Genomic DNA, 19,229 nt, shown 5'->3' with positions numbered 1-19,229 from the left:
TCGGCGGTTGCACTTGACATGGTTGGCTCGGTCCCCACGGCCTCAACGGTCCCCCTTCCTCGTCGTCCTCTCGATCCGGACGTACCGGACACCGGTGGTCTTCCGGACGGCCCGGATGCCCGGGTCCGGCACTGGTACGAGAACGATCTGGGCTGGGCGACAGTGCCCGGACGGCCGCTGCGGCTGCTCACCGGGGTGCGGTTCGACGTCCTGGACGTGCCGGCCGAGGCGGGCGCGGGGGCGCTCCGGCATCTCGCGCCGGGCTCTCCGGTGGCCCTTCGGGGCGACCGGATGGAGCTGCTGGTGGCCGCGGGCAGCGCGGAGGAGCTGCCGGGGTTGCTGGACTGGCTGGAGTGGAGCGCCGTGGCCCTCGACCTGCGGGTCCTGGGGGCGGGCGACGCGATGGAGGCACCGGTCCCGCCGGCGACCGGGTCCGAGGGGTTCGTGCGGGCCGGGTCCGTGCAGGGGGCCGCCGTGTGGCTGCGGCCCCCTGGGCCCGGAGGCGAGGTCGAGGCCTCGCTGCCGGCGATGCCGGCCCTGGGGCGCGAGAAGGGCGCCCCCGATCTCGTACGACTGCTGGACACGGTGGCAGCGCAGTGCCACCGGGTCCGGCTGCGGCGCCCGCGCGCGGGACTGCCGACCGCCTGCCGGCGGGATCAGCCGTTGGCCTTCTCGTAGGCCTCGCGAATGGTCGCGGGAACACGACCGCGGTCGTTGACCTCGTAACCGTTCTCCTTCGCCCAGGCGCGGATCGCCGCGGTGTCCTGGCTGCCACCGGAAGCGGCACGCGCCTTTCCGCGTCCGCCCGACGCACGGCCACCGGTACGACGACCGCCCTTCACATAGGGATCGAGAAGGCCGCGCAGCTTGTCCGCATTGGTGGTCGTGAGATCGATCTCGTACGTCTTGCCGTCCAGCGCGAACGTCACGGTCTCGTCCGCCTCGCCGCCGTCGAGGTCGTCGACAAGAAGGACCTGAACCTTCTGTGCCACCGGATTTCCTTTCATCGATAACGTTGAGGACCAGGGCTCTGCGGCGTCCCGCCGTTTCGCCGCCCCTGTTATATGCAGTACTGCAGTACGTCGGAAAGCAAACCGCTTTTGCCGGAAAAACACAAACCCCTGGGAGAGGACGGGTAGAGGACCGACGGACCGCCTCCGCCCGGAAACATGCGCGTTTCGGACATAGGGCACCGGGGCAATGACGATCACAGATGCAGAAGCATCCGGCTGTTACCCAAGGTGTTCGGTTTCACTCGTTCGAGACCCAGGAACTCCGCGACGCCCTCGTCATAGGAACGCAACAGCTCCGCGTACACATCGGTGTCGACCGGTGTCTCGCCGATCTCCACGAAGCCGTGCTTCCCGAAGAAGTCCACTTCGAAGGTCAGGCAGAAAACCCGGCGAACGCCGAGCCAGCGCGCGGTCTGCAGCAACTTCTCCAGCAACTGATGACCGACACCGGCGCCCTTGAGGCCGGGCTTCACCGCGAGAGTGCGGACTTCCGCGAGGTCCTCCCACATGACGTGCAGCGCACCGCAGCCGACCACCTCGGCGTTGTCGTCGCGTTCTGCGACCCAGAACTCCTGGATGTCTTCGTAAAGCGTGACCGTGGCTTTGTCGAGCAGGATGCGGTCACGGGCGTAGGCGTCGAGGAGGCGGCGCACCACCGGGACATCGCTGGTCCGGGCGCGCCGGACCGTGATGGCTTTTGCGGACACTTCAGGGCGCTCTGCTGACATGAGCGGACGCTATCGCCCGTCCGCGTCCGGTGCCGAGCCGGGGTTCTCCTCTTCCCGCGCTTCGGGCGCTTCCCGTTCCGGGGCTTCCCGGTCTTCCTCTCGCGCGGCTTCCTGTTGCCGCGGTTCGGGAGCTTCCTGGGTTTCCGGTCCCTGGACGATGCGTACGGCGTCCCGTAGGGCCTGGCGCTGTTCGTCGCTCATCATCCCGAAGAAGGCGACGAGAGCGGCTGCCGGGTTGTCGCTCTGCGACCAGGCGTCGTTCATGAGGGCGGCGGCGTACGCGGCTCGCGTCGAGACGGCCTCATATCGATAGGCCCGCCCTTCCGCCTCGCGGCGCACCCAGCCCTTCTGATGGAGATTGTCCAAAACCGTCATCACGGTGGTGTACGCGAGGGAGCGTTCCTGCTGGAGGTCTTCCAGGACTTCTCGAACGGTCACCGGGCGGTTCCACTTCCACACCCGCGTCATGACCGCGTCTTCGAGTTCTCCCAATGGGCGAGGCACACCTCAGAACAATAGTGGGAGATCCCGGCAATGGCGTGCCGAACGTGCACTAAGCCCATGAATGCGAACAAAAAGGGCGCGCGGCTCGACGTGACGGAGCCGGGGCCCGGCGGCGGTCGGACTCAGGCGTCGCCGCGGGCGGAGGCCTTACGCGCGCTCTCCGCGCGCGCGAGGGCGGCGTCGACGGCCGCGTCCTCCTTGGCCTTGGCGGCCCCGCCCTGGGTCTTCACGATCACCCTGACCACACCGATGAAGAACACGGCCATCACGACCGGGGGCACGAGCGCGGAGACGTAGTCCATGCGCACCAGAGTAGCCACGCGCCCACACCCGAAAGGTACGGGGGTACGCAAACCTCCGGCCCGACAGGCCCCCCACCACGGCCCGCCGACCGCCGACGGCGAGTCCGCCCCACCAGGGCCACCCGCACCCGACGACGAAGCCTGCACGGGTGGTGCGGGTTCGGGCGGGTCAACGGGTCCCGCGCCGGGGACGGTCAGCCGGCGGCCAGCTGGCGGGTTTCGGCCGGGTTCGCCGGCGGCACCGGCTTGCGGCGCGGGAAGACCTCCCCCGGCGTCGGAATGGGCCGCTTCGGCGCCGCCGGCTCCGTACCGGGCCGCTCCCCAGGTGTCGGCGCAGGTTTCGGCGCGGGCTCCCGCGGAGGCTTCTGGGTGGGCTTCTGGGGCTCTCCGGCCGCCTCCGAGCCCTGCCATACCCCGGAAGCCCCGCCGCCGCCGGGAAGGGCCATCAGGCGGGTGCGAGAGGGCGGTACGGCGGGCGCCGGCACCTTGCGCGCGCCCTGCGCGAACCGGGCCCGTACGTCCTGCTCGGCCAGCGCCTGGCAACGGTCCAGCAGTGCGGCCGCCACCGGGTTCCCGCGCAGCGCCCGCAGCGCGGCGAGATCGTCCGGCGCCGGCCGGTGCCCGGCCCCCAGCGCCTCCTCCAGGAGGGTGAGGTAGCCGACGGCGGTACCCGGCAGCGCGGCCCGGTACCGGCCGAGGTCTGCCACCAGGAAAGCGCGCAGTCTCGCCCCCTCGTGCAGCGCCTCGTCGAGCGACGCGGCGAGCCGGAAGCAGTCCTGGACGTCCTCGGCGGACGCTTGGCCGGGGTGAAGGGCGAGGGCGAGGGCGCGGCGGAGCACACGCAGCTCCTCCACGCCGAACGCCATGCCGCCGCGGGATCCGTATGGCGTGGGCATGCGGCGACGCTACCGCTAATCGGACAAAAGTGACGAATAGGGATGTTTTTTCGCCGCGTGTCGCTCCCGGTTTCCCTCGACCGGGGCTACGGCACGCACGCGACCGGACCAGGCACGCACGCGTGGAGCAGGAAGAACCGGCGCCCCGCCCAGGCACCGGTCACCTCACCCGCCGGTCACCGCACGCCGGTCACCTCACAGCCGCGACACGTTCCGCTCGTACACCAGCCGCAGCCCGATCAGCGTCAGCCACGGCTGGTGCTCGTCGATCACCGAGGACTCCCCCAGCACCATCGGCGCGAGCCCGCCCGTGGCGATCACCCGCACGTCGTCCGGATCGTCGGCGAGCTCCCGCGCCATCCGGCCGACGACCCCGTCGACCTGCCCCGCGAAGCCGTACACGATGCCGGACTGCATGGCCTCGACCGTGTTCTTGCCGATCACGCTGCGCGGCCGGGCCACCTCGATCTTCCGCAGCTGGGCGCCCTTGACGCCGAGCGCCTCCACGGAGATCTCGATGCCGGGCGCGATGACCCCGCCGACGTACTCCCCGCGCGCGGAGACCGCGTCGAACGTGGTCGCCGTACCGAAGTCGACGACGATCGCCGGGCCGCCGTACAGCTCGACGGCCGCGACCGCGTTGATGATCCGGTCCGCGCCGACCTCCTTGGGGTTGTCGGTGAGGATCGGCACGCCCGTCTTGACGCCCGGCTCCACCAGGACGGCGGGGACGTCGCCGTAGTAGCGCCGGGTGACCTCGCGCAGTTCGTGCAGCACCGACGGGACGGTCGCGCAGATCGCGATGCCGTCGATGCCGTCGCCCAGCTCCTCGCCGAGCAGCGGGTGCATGCCCATCAGGCCCTGGAGCAGCACCGCCAGCTCGTCCGCCGTTCGGCGCGCGTCCGTGGAGATGCGCCAGTGCTCGACGATGTCCTCGCCGTCGAACAGGCCGAGGACGGTGTGCGTGTTGCCGACGTCGATCGTGAGGAGCATCGCGGTTACTCCGCCTCGCGCAGGTCGAGGCCGATGTCCAGGATCGGCGCGGAGTGGGTGAGCGCGCCGACGGCCAGGAAGTCCACGCCCGTGTCGGCGTACACGCGCGCGATGTCGAGCGTGAGCCGGCCGGAGGCCTCCAGCAGGGCCCGCCCACGCACGATCCCGACGGCCTCCGCGCACTCGTCGGGCGTGAAGTTGTCCAGCAGGATCAGGTCCGCGCCGGCCTCGACGACCTCGCGCAGCTGGTGCAGGGTGTCGACCTCGACCTCGATCGGGATGTCCGGGAAGTTCTCCCGTACGGCCTTGAAGGCCTGCGCGACGCCGCCGGCGGCGACCACGTGGTTGTCCTTCACCAGGGCCGCGTCGGACAGCGACATGCGGTGGTTGACGCCTCCGCCGCAGCGGACGGCGAACTTCTCCAGCGAGCGCAGGCCCGGGGTCGTCTTGCGGGTGTCCCGCACGCGCGTCTTGGTTCCCTCCAGCACGTCCGCCCACGCGCGCGTGGCGGTCGCGATGCCGGACAGCCGGCACAGGATGTTCAGCGCGCTGCGCTCGGCCGTCAGCAGGTCACGCGTGCGCGTGGTGACCGACAGCAGCTTCTGCCCGGCCTCGACGCGGTCGCCGTCCTCGACGTGCCGCTCGACCTCGAACTCGTCCGTGCAGACCACGGACAGCACGGCCTCGGCGACCCTCAGACCCGCCACGACGCCCGCCTCGCGCGCGGTGAAGTCGCCGGTGGCGGTGACGTCCTCGGGGATGGTCGAGACGGTCGTCACGTCCACGCCGCCGTCCAGGTCCTCCTGGATGGCGATGTTGGCGATGTCCTCGACCTCGATCGGGTCGAGGCCGGCGGCGGCCAGCAGCTCGGCGAGCGCGGGGTCGAGCCCGCTCACTGCGTATTCTTCGGCCCCCTCGTCGCCGTCAGCGCCGCAGGCGCAGCCGTCGCCGCAGCCGCCGGTCGGGGCGAGGGGAAGGTCGTCGGTGCTCACGTCTGTCACTGCTCCTGAGGCGCTGGGTGTTACCGGGTAGGGGGGAAGTCTGCGGTGTCCGTGGTGTGCACGGCCAGGGACCGGTCGGGGTTCAGCCGTACGACGATGTGGCGCCGCCAGTGGGTGTCGTCCCGCTCGGCGCGGTCCTCGCGCCAGTGGCAGCCGCGGGTCTCCTCGCGCAGCCGCGCGGCGGCGACCAGGACGCGGGCGACGCACAGGAGGTTGGTGGCCTCCCAGGTGTCGACGCCGGGCTCGGCGGTCTTGCCGTTCTCCTCGAGGGCGTCGCGGGCGTCCGTGTGCAGCCGCTGCAGCTCCTCGGCCGCCTTGGCGAGGGACCCCGCGGAGCGCAGCACGCCGGCGCCCTCGGTCATGATCCGCTGGATGGCGAACCGGGTCTCGGGGACGAGCAGCGGGTGCGCGGGCGTCTCAAGGTGCGGGACCGGCACGGGCACACGCGCGTGGAGGCCGTCTTCCGCCCGCGCGGCGACGATGTCGGCGGCGATCCGCTCGGCGTACACGAGGCCTTCGAGGAGGCTGTTGGAGGCGAGCCGGTTCGCGCCGTGCACGCCGGTGCAGGCGACCTCGCCGCACGCGTACAGGCCGGGCACGGTCGTACGGCCCCGGGCGTCGGTGCGCACGCCTCCGGAGGCGTAGTGGGCGGCCGGGGCTATCGGGATCGGGTCGGTGAGCGGGTCGATGCCGTTGGCGCGGCAGGCGGCCAGGATGGTCGGGAAACGGTGCTCCCACATCTCGGCGCCGAAGTGCCGGGCGTCGAGGTACATGTGCTCGGCGCCCTGCTCCAGCATCCGCCGCAGGATGCCCTTGGCGACGATGTCCCGGGGCGCCAGCTCGGCCAGCTCGTGCTGCCCGACCATGAAGCGCACCCCGCCGGCGTCGACCAGGTGGGCGCCCTCGCCGCGCACCGCCTCGGAGACCAGCGGCTGCTGGCCCTCGGCGTCCGGGCCGAGGAACAGCACGGTCGGATGGAACTGCACGAACTCCAGGTCGCTGACCTCGGCGCCCGCGCGCAGCGCCAGCGCCACGCCGTCGCCGGTCGACACCGACGGGTTGGTGGTCGCGGAGAACACCTGGCCCATGCCGCCGGTCGCGAGCACCACCGCGGGCGCGTGCACGGCGCCCACGCCGTCGTGCTGGCCCTCGCCCATCACGTGCAGCGTGACGCCCGCCGTACGGCCGTCGGCGTCGGTCAGCAGGTCCAGCACGAGCGCGTTCTCGATGGTGTGCAGCCCACGCGCGCGTACGGCCTCCACGAGCGCCCGGGAGACCTCCGCGCCGGTGGCGTCGCCGCCCGCGTGCGCGATCCGGCGCCGGTGGTGGCCGCCCTCGCGGGTGAGGTGGATGTCGCCCTCGTCGTCGGTGTCGAAGTGGGCACCGGTGGAGATCAGCCGGCGTACCGCGTCGGGACCCTCGGTGACGAGGATCCGTACGGCCTCCTCGTCGCACAGGCCCGCGCCGGCCACCAGAGTGTCGTCCAGGTGCTGCTCGGGCGTGTCACCCTCGCCGAGTGCGGCGGCGATGCCGCCCTGTGCCCAGCGCGTGGAACCGTCGTCGAGGCGGGCCTTGGTGACGACGACCGTCGTCAGGCCCGCGGCCTCGCAGCGCAGGGCCGCGGTCAGGCCGGCCACTCCGGAACCGACGACGACCACGTCCGCGGCGATGGCCCAGCCGGGGGCGGGCGCGTGCAGTCGTATGCCTGTGCTGGTCACGAGGCGGCTCCAAAGGTCAAGGGGAGATTGTCGATCAGCCGGGTGGTCCCGACCCGGGCGGCGACGGCGAGGACGGCCTCGCCGGTGAAGTCGTCACCGATCTCGGTGAAGTCAGACGGGTCGACGAGCGCGAGGTAGTCCAGTTCGAGCGGCGGGACGAGCCGGGCGGCCTCGTCGAGCACCTGGCGGGCGGCCGCACGGACGGCCGCCGGGCCGCCGGGGGACGCGGTGGCGACCGCGTGCGCGTCGGCGGCCGCGCGGGACTCCCCGAGGGCGCTCAGCGCCTCGGCACGCGCGTGCGTGGAGGGCACTTCGCGGGCACGCGCGCGCAGCGCCTCCTGCGCGGCGTGCCGGTCACGGCCCGAGAACAGCGCGTGGGACAGCGCGAGCGCCGTACGGCGCTCGTCCGGCGAGAGGTAGCGGTTGCGGCTGGACAGGGCGAGCCCGTCCTCCTCGCGCACGGTCGGTACGCCGAGGATCTCGACGCCGAAGTTCAGGTCCCGCACCATGCGCCGGATCAGGGCCAGCTGCTGGGCGTCCTTCTGGCCGTACAGGGCCACGTCGGGCCGGGTGAGGTGGAGCAGCTTGGCGACGACGGTGAGCATGCCGTCGAAGTGGCCGGGACGCGAGGCGCCCTCCAGCCGTTCGCCCATGGGGCCGGCGGTGATCCGGACCTGGGGGGCACCGCCGGGGTAGACCTCGTCCACGGAGGGCGCGAACACCGCGTCCGCACCGGCCTGTTCGGCGATCTTCACGTCGGCGTCGAGAGTGCGCGGGTACCGGTCCAGGTCCTCGCCCGCGCCGAACTGCAGCGGGTTGACGAAGACGGTGACGACGACCTCGCCGTCCGGTCCCGCGATCTCACGCGCGGTGCGGATCAGGGTGGCATGGCCCTCGTGCAGGGCGCCCATGGTCATCACGACGGCACGGCGACCGTTGCGCACGCGCGCGTGCAGCTCGTCGGCGGTGCTGAGCAGGACGGTGGTCATCGGTCGTTCCCCTCGGTGCCGGTGGTGCCTGGGCCGGTGCTGCCGTTCGTGCCGTCGGCGCCGTCGGCCAGCACACCGAGCAGGTCCTCGGCGAGTTCCGGCTTCAGCAGGCCGTGCGCGAGCGCCCGGTCGGCGGTCGCGCGGGCCATCGCGACATAGCCCGCGACGGTCTGCGGGGCGTGCCTGCGCAGCTCGGTGATGTGTGCGGCGACCGTGCCGGCGTCGCCGCGCGCGACGGGCCCGGTGAGCGCCGCGTCGCCGGAGCGCAGCGCGTTGTCCAGAGCGGCGCCGAGCAGCGGGCCGAGCATCCGGTCGGGCGCCTCGACGCCCGCGGTGCGCAGCAGCTCCATGGACTGGGCGACCAGGGTCACCAGATGGTTGGCGCCGAGCGCGAGGGCCGCGTGGTAGAGCGGGCGGTTCTGCTCGCTGATCCACTCCGGCTCGCCGCCCATCTCGATGACGAGGGCCTGCGCGGCCAGCCGCAGCTCCTCGGGCGCCGTGACACCGAAGGAGCAGCCGGCGAGCCGCTGCACGTCCACCGGAGTGCCCGTGAAGGTCATCGCGGGGTGCAGGGCCATCGGCAGCGCGCCCGCGCGCAGGGCCGGGTCGAGGACCCGTGCGCCGTACCGGCCGGAGGTGTGCACGAGGAGCTGGCCCGGCCGTACCGCACCGGTCTCGGCGAGGCCGGCGACCAGGCCGGGCAGGACGTCGTCGGGGACGGTGAGCAGCACCAGGTCGGCGCGCGCGAGAACCTCGGCGGGCGGCACCAGCGGCACGTCCGGGAGCATGGTCCCGGCGCGCCGCCGGGAGGCGTCGGAGACGCCGGAGACGGCCACTGGGCGATGTCCGGCGAGCTGGAGGGACGCGGCGAGCGCGGGGCCCACGCGACCGGCGCCGACGACGCCGACGGTGAGCCGCGCGGGGCGGTCCTTGAGGTCTTGCTGGTGGACTGTACTCACGCGACGGCGGCCTTCCCGTTCCAGTCCGCTCTGGGTACCGGACGATTTCTCGTCATGTTAACGCTATCTCGGTCCGGCGCCGATCGGTCGTCCACAGGCTGTGGGTTACGCCACGTGTACGCCCCGCAGCCGCGTGTCCACCCTCGCCCCGGCCGCGCCCCGGCCCGCGCGGCGTCAGGGCATCGGCGTGCGCCGGAACCGGCTGCCCGCCCGGACTCCCGCAGGGCATGATCCGTACATGACTGATACGGCGGAACCGGACGAAGAGCGGCAGGACGAAGAGCGGCAGGCGGAGCAGTCCGAGCAGGAGCGGATGCGGGAGCGGCGCCGGGCCGCCTCCGCGAAGGCGGAGCGCGTGCTGTCGCGCCCGGGCGTCCAGCGCACGATCCGGGAGCGGCTGGCAGCCCTCCAGGAGGCGTCACCCGAGGTGTACGACCTGGACCGGCCCGTGGACATGTACGGCAACGGGATCGTGGCGGACCTGGAGGAACGGGTCGCGGCCCTGCTCGGCACGGAGGCCGCCGCGTTCTTCCCGACCGGCACCATGGCCCAGCAGGTCGCCCTGCGCTGCTGGGCGGGCCGCACCGGCGACCGCACGGTCGCCCTGCACGCCCTGGCCCACCCCGAGGTGCACGAACGGCAGGCGTTCAGCCAGGTCAGCGGGTTGCGCCCGGTGCGCGTGACCAGTGAGCCACGGCTGCCGACCGCCGCCGGGGTACGCGACTTCGACGAGCCCTTCGGCACGCTGATGCTGGAACTGCCCCTGCGAGACGCCGGTTTCGTGCTGCCCACCTGGGAGGAGCTGACCGAGGTCGTCGAGGCCGCGCGGGAGCGCGACGCGGTGGTGCACTTCGACGGCGCGCGCCTGTGGGAGTGCACGGTCCACTTCGGCCGGCCCCTGAAGGAGATCGCGGACCTGGCGGACAGCGTCTACGTGTCGTTCTACAAATCCCTCGACGGCTTCGGCGGCGCCGTGCTGGCCGGCCCGAGGACGCTGGTGGAGGAGGCGAAGACATGGCGGCACCGGTACGGCGGCATGGTCTTCCAGCAGTTCCCCACCGTGCTGTCGGCGCTGGCCGGGCTGGAGCGCGAGCTGCCCCGGCTGCCGGACTATGTGCGGCACGCGCGCGTGGTCGCCGCCGCGCTGCGCGAGGGTTTCGCCGCGGCAGGGGTCCCGTGGTCGCGCGTGCACCCGGAGGAACCGCACACCCACGACTTCCAGGTCTGGCTGCCGTACGCCCCGGACGTCCTGATGGAGGCGGCGGTGCGCCAGGCCGAGGAGACGGGCACGTTCCTCTTCGCCGGTCCCTGGAACCGTGGCGGGCCGGGGGTGTCCTTCACCGAGGTCGCCGTGCGCTCTCCGGGCCTGGAGTGGACCACGGACGACGTACGGGCGGCCGTGGCCGACTTCGTGACCCGACTGCCCAAGGTGTGATCACAAGGCGCGTCGTCAGTCGAACCGGATGTGCCGGATGGTCACGCCCGCCTGCCGCACCCGGGTGCGCACCCGGCCGTCGGCGTTGGGCTTCAGCGTCAGCCCGGCCAGGACGGCGATCCGGTCCGCGGTCTTCGCCACGGTGGAGTGGTCCGTCCACAGATGCTCGGCGAACTCCGGCTCACTCAGCCGCTCCAGACAGTGGTCGAGCTGCTGGACCGCCCAACTCTCCCTGCGCAGCATCGCGTTCTTCCCGGCCGAGAACGGAAGGAACGCTCCCAGGCCGCGCCCGCTGAGCCGCTTCAGGACGGTCTCGCGCTCGGCGAGGAGCGTGAAGTGGTGTACATCATGGCTGAGTTCCCGCAGCCGCCCGACCGTTTCGGCGAAGCAGCCGGATTCGGTGACCGTCATGGGGACGATCACCACGCCGTCGTGCCGGGTGAGAGCCAGGTCCAGGACCTCCACCACGCCCTGCCGCCAGGCCGCCAGGTCCTGGAAGTCTCCCCGCAGTCCGGGCGGCAGCATGCGGCGCAGACCGAAGCCGGCGTGCTCGGGGTCGCAGATCACACTGCCGGGCAGACGGCGGTGGATCTCGTGTGCGGTCTGTGTCTTGCCGCCCCCGAAGGGGCCGTTGATCCACAGGAGCATGCGCAGACCCTACCGACGCGCCGGCGGCGGTGTGTCCGCTCAGCCGTGCCCGCCGGCCCGGACGAGCCCCGTCTCGTACGCCAGCACCACGACCTGCACCCGGTCGCGCAGGCCGAGCTTGGTCAGGATGCGGCCGACGTGGGTCTTCACCGTGGCCTCGCTCAGCACCAGCCGGGCCGCGATCTCACCGTTGGACAGGCCCTGCGCGACCAGCACCATCACCTCCCGCTCCCGGTCGGTGAGCCGCTCCAGCTCCTTGTGCTGCGGCTCCTTGCCCGCGGACGGCAGCATCGGCGCGAAGCGGTCCAGCAGGCGCCGGGTGGTGGAGGGCGCCACGACCGCGTCACCGCTGTGCACGGCGCGGATCGCGCCCAGCAGATCACCGGGCGGCACGTCCTTGAGCATGAAGCCCGAGGCGCCGGCCTTCAGCCCGGAGAAGGCGTACTCGTCCAGGTCGAAGGTGGTCAGGATCAGCACCTTCGGCGGGTTGGGCTCCGCGCAGATCCGCCGGGTGGCCTCCACGCCGTCCAGCTTGGGCATGCGGACGTCCATCAGGACGACGTCGACGGGCGTGGACCGCAGCACCTGCAGGGCCTCGACGCCGTCGCCCGCCTCCGCCACGACCTCCATGTCCGGCTGGGCGGCGAGCACCATCCGGAACCCGGTGCGCAGCAGCACCTGGTCGTCGACGAGCATCACGCGGATCGTCATCGGGCCTCTTTCGTTCGGGACGGAGGGTGTCCGTCCGGGGCGGTGGTGGTACGGGCCTTGTGGTGCCGGTGTCACAGGTGTCCACAGGGGGCGTGCGGGCCGCGTCAGTGCGCCGGTTTGAGCGGGAGCAGGGCGCTGATCCGGAATCCTCCGCCCGGGCGCGGTCCCGCGTCCAGGGTGCCGCCGACCATCCCTACCCGCTCGCGCATACCGATCAGGCCGTGCCCCCGGCCGTCGGCGCCGCCCTCCTCGTACAGCTCGTGCGGCGCGCCCTTGCCGTCGTCCTCGACGAGCAGGCCCAGCCCGTCGTCGAAGTAGACCAGCCGGACGCTCGCGCCCGCGTTGGGCCCGCCGTGCTTGCGGGTGTTGGTGAGCGCCTCCTGGACGATCCGGTAGGCGGTCAGCTCCACGCCGCTCGGCAGCGGGCGCGGGGTGCCCTCGACCTTGAAGTCGACCGGGAGGCCGGAGCTGCGGCACTGCTCGATCAGCTCGTCGATCTGCCCGACGTCGGGCTGAGGGACGTACTGCCCGCTCTCCTGGTGCTCCCCGGTGCGCAGCACGCCCAGCAGGCGGCGCATCTCGGCGAGCGCCTGACGGCCGGTGGAGGAGATCGTCTCCAGGGCCTTCTTGGCCTGGTCGGGCGCGGTGTCGAGGACGTAGGCTGCGCCGTCGGCCTGCACCACCATCACCGACACGTTGTGCGCCACGACATCGTGCAGCTCGCGCGCGATACGGGCGCGCTCGGCGGCGACCGCGACCTTCGACTGCGCCTCGCGCTCCTTCTCCAGGCGCGCCGCGCGCTCCTCCAGCTGGGCGAAGTAGGCGCGTCGGGTGCGCATGGAGTCACCGAGCACCCAGGCGAGCGCGAAGGGCACCGTCTGGAAGACGACGACGGCGATCTGCCCCAGAAAGCTGGCGTGCTCGTTCGGCCAGCGGATCTGCGCGAGGGTCGCCGCGACGAGGCTGGCGGTGAGCGCGAGCCGGGAGGCCCAGCGCGCGCCGACCGTCGCCACCGTGTAGGTGATCACCAGCATCGCGAAGTCGGCGACGGTCGTCTCGACGTCCAGCACCAGCTGGGCCAGCCCCGTCGCGAGGGCGACCAGCAGCATCGGCTCGGGAAAACGGCGGCGCAGCGCGACGACGACGCACAGGACGGCTGACACGGCCGCCGCCGGGGCGAGCGGCATGTGGTGACCGGGCGCCCCGTGGAGACTGACCACGCTCAGACCGGACAGCCCGAGCAGGACGACGGCCCAGAAGGTGTCGACCCAGGTCGGGTGGCGGCGGAGGAAGTCGTAGAGGCGCTGCACGTAACCCAGAGTAGGGAAACCGGATGCGTGCAGGGGTCAACCGGAGGGCCGATCCGCGCCCGGGGCGCGTACTCCGCAAGGTGGAGGAAGTGATCACCTGTGTGCCTAGTCTGTTGCGGTGACGGATGAGACGGCACGCGAAGCGGGACGGCGCCCCGGCGACGAAGACGGCCGGCGCGGCCGGCGCGGCTGGCGTACGGCGACCGAGGCGGCGCTGTACGGGCCCGGCGGCTTCTACCGCCGCCCGGAGGGCCCGGCCGGCCACTTCCGTACGTCCGTGCACGCCTCCCGGCTGTTCGCGCAGGCGGTGGCCCGGCTGCTGTGCCGGGTCGACGAGGCGCTGGGCCGGCCCCCGGTACTCGACTTCGTGGACATGGGCGCCGGGCGCGGGGAACTGGTCACCGGGGTGCTGGCCGCCCTTCCGGCAGAAATGGCCGCACGCGCGCGTGGGTACGCCGTCGAGCGCGCCGACCGCCCGGCCGGGCTGGACGAACGGATCACCTGGCTGGACACGCCCCCGGCCACCGTCACGGGGCTGCTGTTCGCCAACGAGTGGCTGGACAACGTGCCCGTGGACGTCGCCGAGGTCGACTCCGCGGGTGCGCCCCGGCTGGTGCTCGTCGCAGACGACGGCACCGAGCGGCTCGGGGACCCGGTGACCGGCGCGGAGGCGGACTGGCTCGCCCGATGGTGGCCGCTGCCGGCCGAGGAAGGGCTGCGCGCGGAGATCGGGCTGCCCCGTGACCTGGCGTGGGCGTCTGCGGTGGACCGGGTGGTGCGCGGTCTCGCGGTGGCCGTGGACTACGCGCACACCGTCGACACGCGCCCCCCGTTCGGGACGCTCACCGGTTTCCGGGAGGGCCGCGAGACGGCACCCGTGCCGGACGGGTCGTGCGACATCACGGCGCACGTCGCACTGGACGCATGCGCGGCGGCCGTCACCGCGCGCACGGTCCCCCGCGCCGGCGCCTCGGACACGCCCACGGCGTCGGACACGCTCTCGGACACGGCGCGCACGCCCTTCGATGCGGCGCGCACGCCCTTCGATGCGGCGCGCACGCTCGCGGATACGGCGCGCACGGCCGGAAACACGGCGCTCGCCCCCTCCGACGACGCGCCCGGCACGCCGCCGGGCACGGCTTGCACGCCGCAGAACACGGCGCACACACCCCCAGGAGAGGCGCATGATCCGAAACACAGTCCCTTGAGCACGGCCCAGGCGCCCCCCGGCACAGAGCGCACACTGCCCCCCGCGCGCCTCCTCACGCAGCGCGCCGCCCTGCGCGCCCTGGACCTCACCGGCGCACGCCCCCCGCTCGCGCTGGCCTCCACCGACCCCGCGGCCTACGTGCGCGCCCTCGCGAGCGCCGGGGAGGCCGCCGAACTCACCGCCCCGGGCGGACTCGGCGACTTCGGCTGGCTGGTCCAGCCGGTTGGAATTCCGGACCCGCTCGCCTGAGCCGGCCGCCCTGCCACCCGTTTCCTGCGACCCGCCTACCTGTCGTCCTGCGACCGGCCTACTTGTCGATGTCGCCGACCACGAAGAACATCGAGCCCAGGATCGCCACCATGTCCGCCACCAGCGTCCCCGGCAGCAGCTCGGTCAGCGCCTGGATGTTGTTGTACGAGGCAGACCGCAGCTTCAGCCGGTACGGCGTCTTCTCGCCCTTGCTGACCAGGTAGTAGCCGTTGATGCCGAGCGGGTTCTCGGTCCACGCGTACGTGTGCCCCTCGGGCGCCTTCAGCACCTTCGGCAGCCGCTGGTTGATCGGCCCCGGAGGCAGCTCGGCGAGCCGGTCCAGGCAGGCGTCGGCGAGGTCGAGCGCGTTGTGGGTCTGCTCCAGCAGGACCTCGAAACGGGCGAGGCAGTCACCCTCGCTCCGGGTGACGACCCTCAGGGTGTCCTGGAGGTCGCCGTACGCCAGGTACGGCTCGTCACGGCGCAGGTCGAAGTCGACGCCCGAGCCACGCGCGATGGGCCCGCTCACGCCGTAGGCGTGCACGGTCTGCGGCGTCATCGCGCCCACCCCGCGCGTGCGCCCCCGGAAGATCTCGTTGCCGAGCACCAGGTCGTCGAAGACGTCCATGCGCGAGCGCACGTCGGCGACGGCGGCACGCGCGCGTGCGGCCCACCCGGCCGGCAGGTCCTCCTTGAGGCCGCCGACGCGGTTGAACATGTAGTGCATGCGCCCGCCGGAGACCTCCTCCATGACGTTCTGGAGCACCTCGCGCTCACGGAACGCGTAGAACACCGGCGTGATCCCGCCCAGCTCCAGCGGGTAGGAGCCGAGGAACATCAGGTGGTTCAGCACCCGGTTCAGCTCGGCGAGCAGCGTGCGCGTCCACACCGCACGCTCGGGCACCTCCATGCCGAGCATCCGCTCCACGGCGAGGACCACGCCCAGCTCGTTCGAGAACGCCGACAGCCAGTCGTGGCGGTTGGCGAGCACGATGATCTGGCGGTAGTCGCGCGCTTCGAAGAGCTTCTCGGCGCCGCGGTGCATATAGCCGATCACCGGCTCCGCGTGCACGATGCGCTCCCCGTCCAGCACGAGCCTGAGGCGCAGCACGCCGTGCGTGGACGGGTGCTGGGGCCCGATGTTGAGCACCATGTCGGTGCTTTCCGCGGCGCCGCCGATCCCGACCGTGGTCTCCGTCGTAGGAGTCATGGCCCCAGTTTCCCCTACGTACGCTGGGCCCATGGAGACGGGGAGCCCGGAGGAGACCGGGATACCGGGGGCCGAGCTGGAATGGCGGGGGCTGCAGCCCGCTCTGATGCGGGTACGCCGGCTGCTCGTGGTGGTGTGGGCGGGCGTGCTCGCGGTCGTCACCGGGCTGATCCTGGGCCTGCTCGTGGGGCCCGCGTGGGCCGCCCTCGCCCTGGTGCCCGTGGCCGGCGCCGCGTGGTGCTGGCGGCTGGTGGGGCGCAACTGGCGCTCGTGGCGGTACGCCGAGCGCGCGGACGACCTGCTGATCAGCCGCGGTGTCCTGTGGCGCGAGCAGACGGTGGTGCCGTACGGGCGGATGCAGCTGGTGGAGGTCACCTCCGGGCCCGTCGAGCGGCGCTTCGGGCTGGCCACCGTGCAGCTGCACACGGCGGCCGCCGCGACCGATGCCACCATCCCCGGCCTGGACCCGGCCGAGGCGGAACGGCTGCGCGACCGGCTCACCGAGCTGGGCGAGGCGCGATCGGCGGGCCTGTGACGACCCCGGACGAAGGCATACAGGCGACGGACTCCACCGGTGCTGAAGGTCGCGCGGACGTGATCGAGCGCCGACTGCATCCCGTCACGCCGTTCCGCCGGGCGTGGGCGCCGATCGCCGTACTCGCGGGATGGGCGGTGCACGACCCGAACGGGACGCAAGCGCAGCTGGCCCGGCTGACCGCGACCGCGCTGCTGCTGGGGCTCGCGGTGCTGGTGCCGGTGGCCGGCCTCTACGGCTTCCTCTCCTGGTGGTTCACGCACTTCGCGGTGACCGACACCGAACTGCGCATCCGTACCGGCCTGTTGTTCCGGCGCACCGCACACATCCGGCTGGAGCGCATCCAGGCCGTGGACGTCTCCCGTCCGCTCCTCGCGCGCCTGGCGGGCGTCGCCAAGCTGCGGATCGACGTCGTCGGCGCCGACGACAAGGACGAGCTGGCCTTCCTCGGCGAGCAGGAGGCGCGCGACCTGCGTGCGGAGCTGCTGGCGCGCGCGGCGGGTTTCGCGCCCGAGACGGCGCGGGAGGTCGGCGAGGCGCCGGCGCACGAGCTGTTGCGCGTGCCCTCACGCGCGCTGGCGCTCTCCTTGGTGCTGACGGGCGCCACCTGGGGCTCGCTGTGCGCCGCGCTCGTCGTACCGACCGTGCTGTGGCTGGCCACCCACAACCTGTGGACGGTCCTCGCGACCGCCCTGCCGCTGTTCGGCGCGGCCGGGGCGAGCAGCGCGGGACGGTTCGCCGGCGAGTTCGACTGGAAGGTGAGCGAGTCACCGGACGGGCTGCGCATCGACCACGGGCTGCTCGACCGTACGCACGAGACGGTCCCGCCCGGCCGGGTGCAGACCGTGCGGATCGTGGAGCCGCTGCTGTGGCGGCGGCTCGGCTGGGTGCGCGTGGAACTGGACGTGGCCGGGTCCGCCAACTCGGTGCTGGTGCCGGTGGCTCCGCGCCCGGTGGCCGAGTCGGTCGTCACGCGCGTGCTGCCGGGCGTGACGGTGCCTCAGGAGCTGTCGCGGCCGCCGGGGCGGGCCCGCTGGTGCGTGCCGGTGTGGTGGCGCGGCCAGCGCCTCGCGGTCACCGGCGCGGTGTTCGCCGCCCGGCACGGTCTGCTGCGGCGCCGGCTCTCGCTGGTGCCGCACGCCAAGGTGCAGAGCGTGCGGCTGAGCCAGGGGCCCTGGCAGCGCCTCTGGCGGCTCGCCGACGTGCACGTGGACACCGGGGCGGACAAGACGGTGACGGCCGGTCTGCGGGACGCCGAGGAGGCCGCGCGGCTGCTGCACGCCCAGGCGGAGCGGTCCCGTACGGGCCGCAGGGACGCCCGCCCCGACCGCTGGATGACCGGATGACGTCGGGCCCGGCTCCCCTCGCGGGAGGCCCGGCCCGATGGCAGATGCCTGATGGCTGGTGCGGCTCAGGAAGCCGCGCTGCGCAGCCCCTGGACGTCGATCTGCTCGGTCTCGTCGTGCGCGGTCAGGTCGATGACCTGGCCGACGCCGTCCGACCGCGCGTCGGCGTGCTTGAACTCGACCTCGCTCTCGGCCTTGTGCACGGCGAGGGCCTCCTGGCCGACGACGTCGGCGAGATCCTCGTTCTGCACGGAGTCCAGCGGGGCCTTCGGTGCGTCCTTCTGGGTGCCGAAGAAGTCGAATCCGCCCTCGACCACGGGGCGTCGTGCGGGCGCGGCCGGTACGACGGCCACGGCGGTCGGCACCGTGAAGTGCCCGGCGGGCGGCCGGCACATGGGCTGGGCGGGCTCGGCCGGTGCGAGGGAGGCGGCGACCGCGCGCGTGTGCCCGTCGGCCGCCACGGGCTGCCCCTTCGCCTCATCCTCCTGGCCGGCCGGCGCACCGGCCTCGCTCGCGGAAGCGGCGGCGCCGTGTGGCATGCCCTCCGCCACGTCTTCGCGGTTGCCGTCCACTGCGCCTTCTGCCTGCGCGGCGGAGGGGGGCCCGCCGGCGTCGGCCTTGCGGGCATCGGCCTCGCCCGACGGGACGGCACCCGCGTCGGTCCCGGTCTCGGTGGCGCCGGGCGCGCCCGCCTCGGGGGCCGCCGCCTTCGGGGCCAGGTGCGGGGAAGCCGCTTCGGAAGCCGCGGGCGCGGCCGTGTCCGTGTCCACGGAAGCGGGGGCGTCCGTCTCGGAGTCGCCCGAGGCCTCGGCGTCGAAGCGGGCCAGGGCCGTCAGGGCCTGCCCGTACAGCCGTGCACCCTCGGGCGAGAACACCGCGTACGCCGTCGGCTCGTCCCCGGAGTCCGCCCCGGCCTCGGCGCCGGCCTCGGCAGGCTCTTCGGCCGCCTTCACCACGGCCGGCTCCGGCTCGTCCTCGGCGCGGCGCGCGGGCGGCAGCGCGGGCGAGGGCGCGGCCGCCTCGATCTCCAGCAGCCGGCGTCCCTCCAGCGCGCTCGCGCGCTCGGTCTCCGCCGTGGCGTACCGGCGCAGCAGGGACGCGTGCTCGTTGCGCAGGCCGGCCAGCTCCGCGCGCTTGGCGCGCAGCCGCTGCTCCAGCTTCGTGCGCAGCTCGCGCGACTCCTCCAGGTCGGTCTCCAGTTCGGCGACCCGTTCCTCGTACCGCCACTCGTCGCCGGCACGCGCGCGTGTGAGCTCGGCGACCCGCTTGCCCGCGTGGATGTCCCAGCGGCGCATCACGAAGGCGCCCACGACGGCCGTGGCCGCGGCGGCCCCGGCCAGCGCGCGCAACACCGTGGCCTCGGAGAACACCCAGGGACCCAGCGCGCAGACGACGGAGACCCCGGCGATCGCCGACGGCGGCAACAGCCGGTGCAGAGGCGGTGAATGGCGGTGGCGTCCACGTGGCATGGC

General features: G+C 73.1%; 20 protein-coding genes. 5 read left to right on the top strand and 15 right to left on the bottom strand.

The annotated features are described in order from the left end of the window. Positions 1-18 precede the first annotated feature (18 nt). Positions 19-678 (top strand): SCO3374 family protein, encoded by a 660-nt coding sequence (locus tag SRB17_RS21460; protein ID WP_194294081.1) that lies wholly within the window; start codon positions 19-21, stop codon positions 676-678. Here SRB17_RS21460 and SRB17_RS21455 read toward each other — a convergent pair. From SRB17_RS21455 to SRB17_RS21410, 10 genes are all read right to left on the bottom strand, one after another. Further along, positions 657-992: an Lsr2 family protein gene (locus SRB17_RS21455; protein ID WP_323376027.1), complete on the bottom strand. Its 336-nt coding sequence runs from the start codon at positions 990-992 to the stop codon at positions 657-659. The two genes, SRB17_RS21460 and SRB17_RS21455, sit on opposite strands and share 22 nt — an antisense overlap. 215 nt (positions 993-1,207) lie before the next feature. Beyond that, positions 1,208-1,741 (bottom strand): amino-acid N-acetyltransferase, encoded by a 534-nt coding sequence (locus tag SRB17_RS21450; protein WP_153540970.1) that lies wholly within the window; start codon positions 1,739-1,741, stop codon positions 1,208-1,210. Between the two features lie 9 nt (positions 1,742-1,750). Next, entirely contained in the window at positions 1,751-2,209 is a 459-nt protein-coding gene (locus SRB17_RS21445) for a BlaI/MecI/CopY family transcriptional regulator (protein WP_416237072.1), read from the bottom strand. Positions 2,210-2,367: 158 nt separating this feature from the next. Next, complete coding sequence (locus tag SRB17_RS21440; RefSeq protein WP_153540964.1) at positions 2,368-2,547, bottom strand: hypothetical protein; 180 nt, start codon at positions 2,545-2,547, stop codon at positions 2,368-2,370. 194 nt (positions 2,548-2,741) lie between these two features. Continuing rightward, positions 2,742-3,413: a hypothetical protein gene (locus tag SRB17_RS21435; protein WP_153541335.1), complete on the bottom strand. Its 672-nt coding sequence runs from the start codon at positions 3,411-3,413 to the stop codon at positions 2,742-2,744. Positions 3,414-3,638: 225 nt separating this feature from the next. Continuing rightward, complete coding sequence (locus tag SRB17_RS21430; RefSeq protein ID WP_153540962.1) at positions 3,639-4,436, bottom strand: type III pantothenate kinase; 798 nt, start codon at positions 4,434-4,436, stop codon at positions 3,639-3,641. A gap of 5 nt (positions 4,437-4,441) precedes the next feature. Next, positions 4,442-5,428 carry a carboxylating nicotinate-nucleotide diphosphorylase gene (gene nadC, locus SRB17_RS21425; protein WP_323376025.1) on the bottom strand — a complete coding sequence of 329 codons (987 nt, stop codon included), beginning with the start codon at positions 5,426-5,428 and terminating at the stop codon, positions 4,442-4,444. 29 nt (positions 5,429-5,457) lie between these two features. Next, the gene (locus tag SRB17_RS21420) at positions 5,458-7,155 is read right to left on the bottom strand and encodes an L-aspartate oxidase (RefSeq protein WP_323376024.1); all 1,698 of its coding nucleotides are present in this window, start codon (positions 7,153-7,155) and stop codon (positions 5,458-5,460) included. Continuing rightward, complete coding sequence (gene panC, locus SRB17_RS21415; protein ID WP_153540960.1) at positions 7,152-8,144, bottom strand: pantoate--beta-alanine ligase; 993 nt, start codon at positions 8,142-8,144, stop codon at positions 7,152-7,154. Before panC ends, SRB17_RS21420 begins: the two co-directional genes overlap by 4 nt. Next, the gene (locus SRB17_RS21410) at positions 8,141-9,103 is read right to left on the bottom strand and encodes a Rossmann-like and DUF2520 domain-containing protein (protein ID WP_323376023.1); all 963 of its coding nucleotides are present in this window, start codon (positions 9,101-9,103) and stop codon (positions 8,141-8,143) included. Before SRB17_RS21410 ends, panC begins: the two co-directional genes overlap by 4 nt. A gap of 238 nt (positions 9,104-9,341) precedes the next feature. Here SRB17_RS21410 and SRB17_RS21405 point away from each other — a divergent pair, with 238 nt between their 5' ends. Continuing rightward, complete coding sequence (locus SRB17_RS21405) at positions 9,342-10,538, top strand: threonine aldolase family protein (RefSeq protein WP_153540956.1); 1,197 nt, start codon at positions 9,342-9,344, stop codon at positions 10,536-10,538. Between the two features lie 15 nt (positions 10,539-10,553). Here SRB17_RS21405 and SRB17_RS21400 read toward each other — a convergent pair whose 3' ends face one another. From SRB17_RS21400 to SRB17_RS21390, 3 genes are all read right to left on the bottom strand, one after another. Beyond that, positions 10,554-11,186 carry an AAA family ATPase gene (locus SRB17_RS21400; RefSeq protein ID WP_153540953.1) on the bottom strand — a complete coding sequence of 211 codons (633 nt, stop codon included), beginning with the start codon at positions 11,184-11,186 and terminating at the stop codon, positions 10,554-10,556. Positions 11,187-11,225: 39 nt separating this feature from the next. Beyond that, positions 11,226-11,897, bottom strand: coding sequence for a response regulator transcription factor (locus tag SRB17_RS21395; protein ID WP_153540951.1), 672 nt, complete (start codon positions 11,895-11,897; stop codon positions 11,226-11,228). A 104-nt stretch (positions 11,898-12,001) separates the two neighbouring features. Further along, complete coding sequence (locus tag SRB17_RS21390; protein ID WP_323376022.1) at positions 12,002-13,207, bottom strand: sensor histidine kinase; 1,206 nt, start codon at positions 13,205-13,207, stop codon at positions 12,002-12,004. A gap of 118 nt (positions 13,208-13,325) precedes the next feature. Between SRB17_RS21390 and SRB17_RS46460 the strand changes: the two genes are divergently transcribed. Further along, complete coding sequence (locus tag SRB17_RS46460; protein ID WP_323376021.1) at positions 13,326-14,666, top strand: SAM-dependent methyltransferase; 1,341 nt, start codon at positions 13,326-13,328, stop codon at positions 14,664-14,666. 58 nt (positions 14,667-14,724) lie between these two features. Here SRB17_RS46460 and SRB17_RS21375 read toward each other — a convergent pair whose 3' ends face one another. Then, a complete protein-coding gene (locus tag SRB17_RS21375) occupies positions 14,725-15,876 on the bottom strand; it encodes an NADH-quinone oxidoreductase subunit D (RefSeq protein ID WP_153540946.1) in 1,152 nt (383 codons plus the stop codon). Positions 15,877-15,907: 31 nt separating this feature from the next. Here SRB17_RS21375 and SRB17_RS21370 point away from each other — a divergent pair, with 31 nt between their 5' ends. Together SRB17_RS21370 and SRB17_RS21365 are read left to right on the top strand one after the other, a co-directional pair. Further along, positions 15,908-16,411, top strand: a complete 504-nt coding sequence (locus SRB17_RS21370) for a PH domain-containing protein (protein ID WP_153540943.1) — start codon at positions 15,908-15,910, stop codon at positions 16,409-16,411. 17 nt (positions 16,412-16,428) lie between these two features. After that, on the top strand, positions 16,429-17,757 hold the full coding sequence (locus tag SRB17_RS21365) for a PH domain-containing protein (RefSeq protein ID WP_323376051.1): 1,329 nt from the start codon (positions 16,429-16,431) through the stop codon (positions 17,755-17,757). A gap of 65 nt (positions 17,758-17,822) precedes the next feature. Here the strand turns inward: SRB17_RS21365 and SRB17_RS21360 are convergent, their stop codons facing one another. Further along, a complete protein-coding gene (locus SRB17_RS21360) occupies positions 17,823-19,226 on the bottom strand; it encodes a hypothetical protein (protein ID WP_194294080.1) in 1,404 nt (467 codons plus the stop codon). Positions 19,227-19,229 lie beyond the last annotated feature (3 nt).

The organism is Streptomyces sp. RB17 (assembly GCF_009604455.1).
In the GTDB taxonomy this organism is placed as follows: domain Bacteria; phylum Actinomycetota; class Actinomycetes; order Streptomycetales; family Streptomycetaceae; genus Streptomyces.
This window is presented reverse-complemented; position numbering and strand designations above follow the sequence as displayed.

Coding starts and splice junctions, on each gene's coding strand:
- SRB17_RS21395 (WP_153540951.1), bottom strand. CDS start 11,897: ATGACGATCCGCGTGATGCTCGTCGACGACCAGGTGCTGCTGCGCACC.
- SRB17_RS21375 (WP_153540946.1), bottom strand. CDS start 15,876: ATGACTCCTACGACGGAGACCACGGTCGGGATCGGCGGCGCCGCGGAA.
- SRB17_RS21460 (WP_194294081.1), top strand. CDS start 19: ATGGTTGGCTCGGTCCCCACGGCCTCAACGGTCCCCCTTCCTCGTCGT.
- SRB17_RS21430 (WP_153540962.1), bottom strand. CDS start 4,436: ATGCTCCTCACGATCGACGTCGGCAACACGCACACCGTCCTCGGCCTG.
- panC (WP_153540960.1), bottom strand. CDS start 8,144: ATGACCACCGTCCTGCTCAGCACCGCCGACGAGCTGCACGCGCGCGTG.
- SRB17_RS21370 (WP_153540943.1), top strand. CDS start 15,908: ATGGAGACGGGGAGCCCGGAGGAGACCGGGATACCGGGGGCCGAGCTG.
- SRB17_RS21435 (WP_153541335.1), bottom strand. CDS start 3,413: ATGGCGTTCGGCGTGGAGGAGCTGCGTGTGCTCCGCCGCGCCCTCGCC.
- SRB17_RS21450 (WP_153540970.1), bottom strand. CDS start 1,741: ATGTCAGCAGAGCGCCCTGAAGTGTCCGCAAAAGCCATCACGGTCCGG.
- SRB17_RS21400 (WP_153540953.1), bottom strand. CDS start 11,186: ATGCTCCTGTGGATCAACGGCCCCTTCGGGGGCGGCAAGACACAGACC.
- SRB17_RS21405 (WP_153540956.1), top strand. CDS start 9,342: ATGACTGATACGGCGGAACCGGACGAAGAGCGGCAGGACGAAGAGCGG.
- SRB17_RS21360 (WP_194294080.1), bottom strand. CDS start 19,226: ATGCCACGTGGACGCCACCGCCATTCACCGCCTCTGCACCGGCTGTTG.
- SRB17_RS21440 (WP_153540964.1), bottom strand. CDS start 2,547: ATGGACTACGTCTCCGCGCTCGTGCCCCCGGTCGTGATGGCCGTGTTC.
- SRB17_RS21445 (WP_416237072.1), bottom strand. CDS start 2,209: ATGACGCGGGTGTGGAAGTGGAACCGCCCGGTGACCGTTCGAGAAGTC.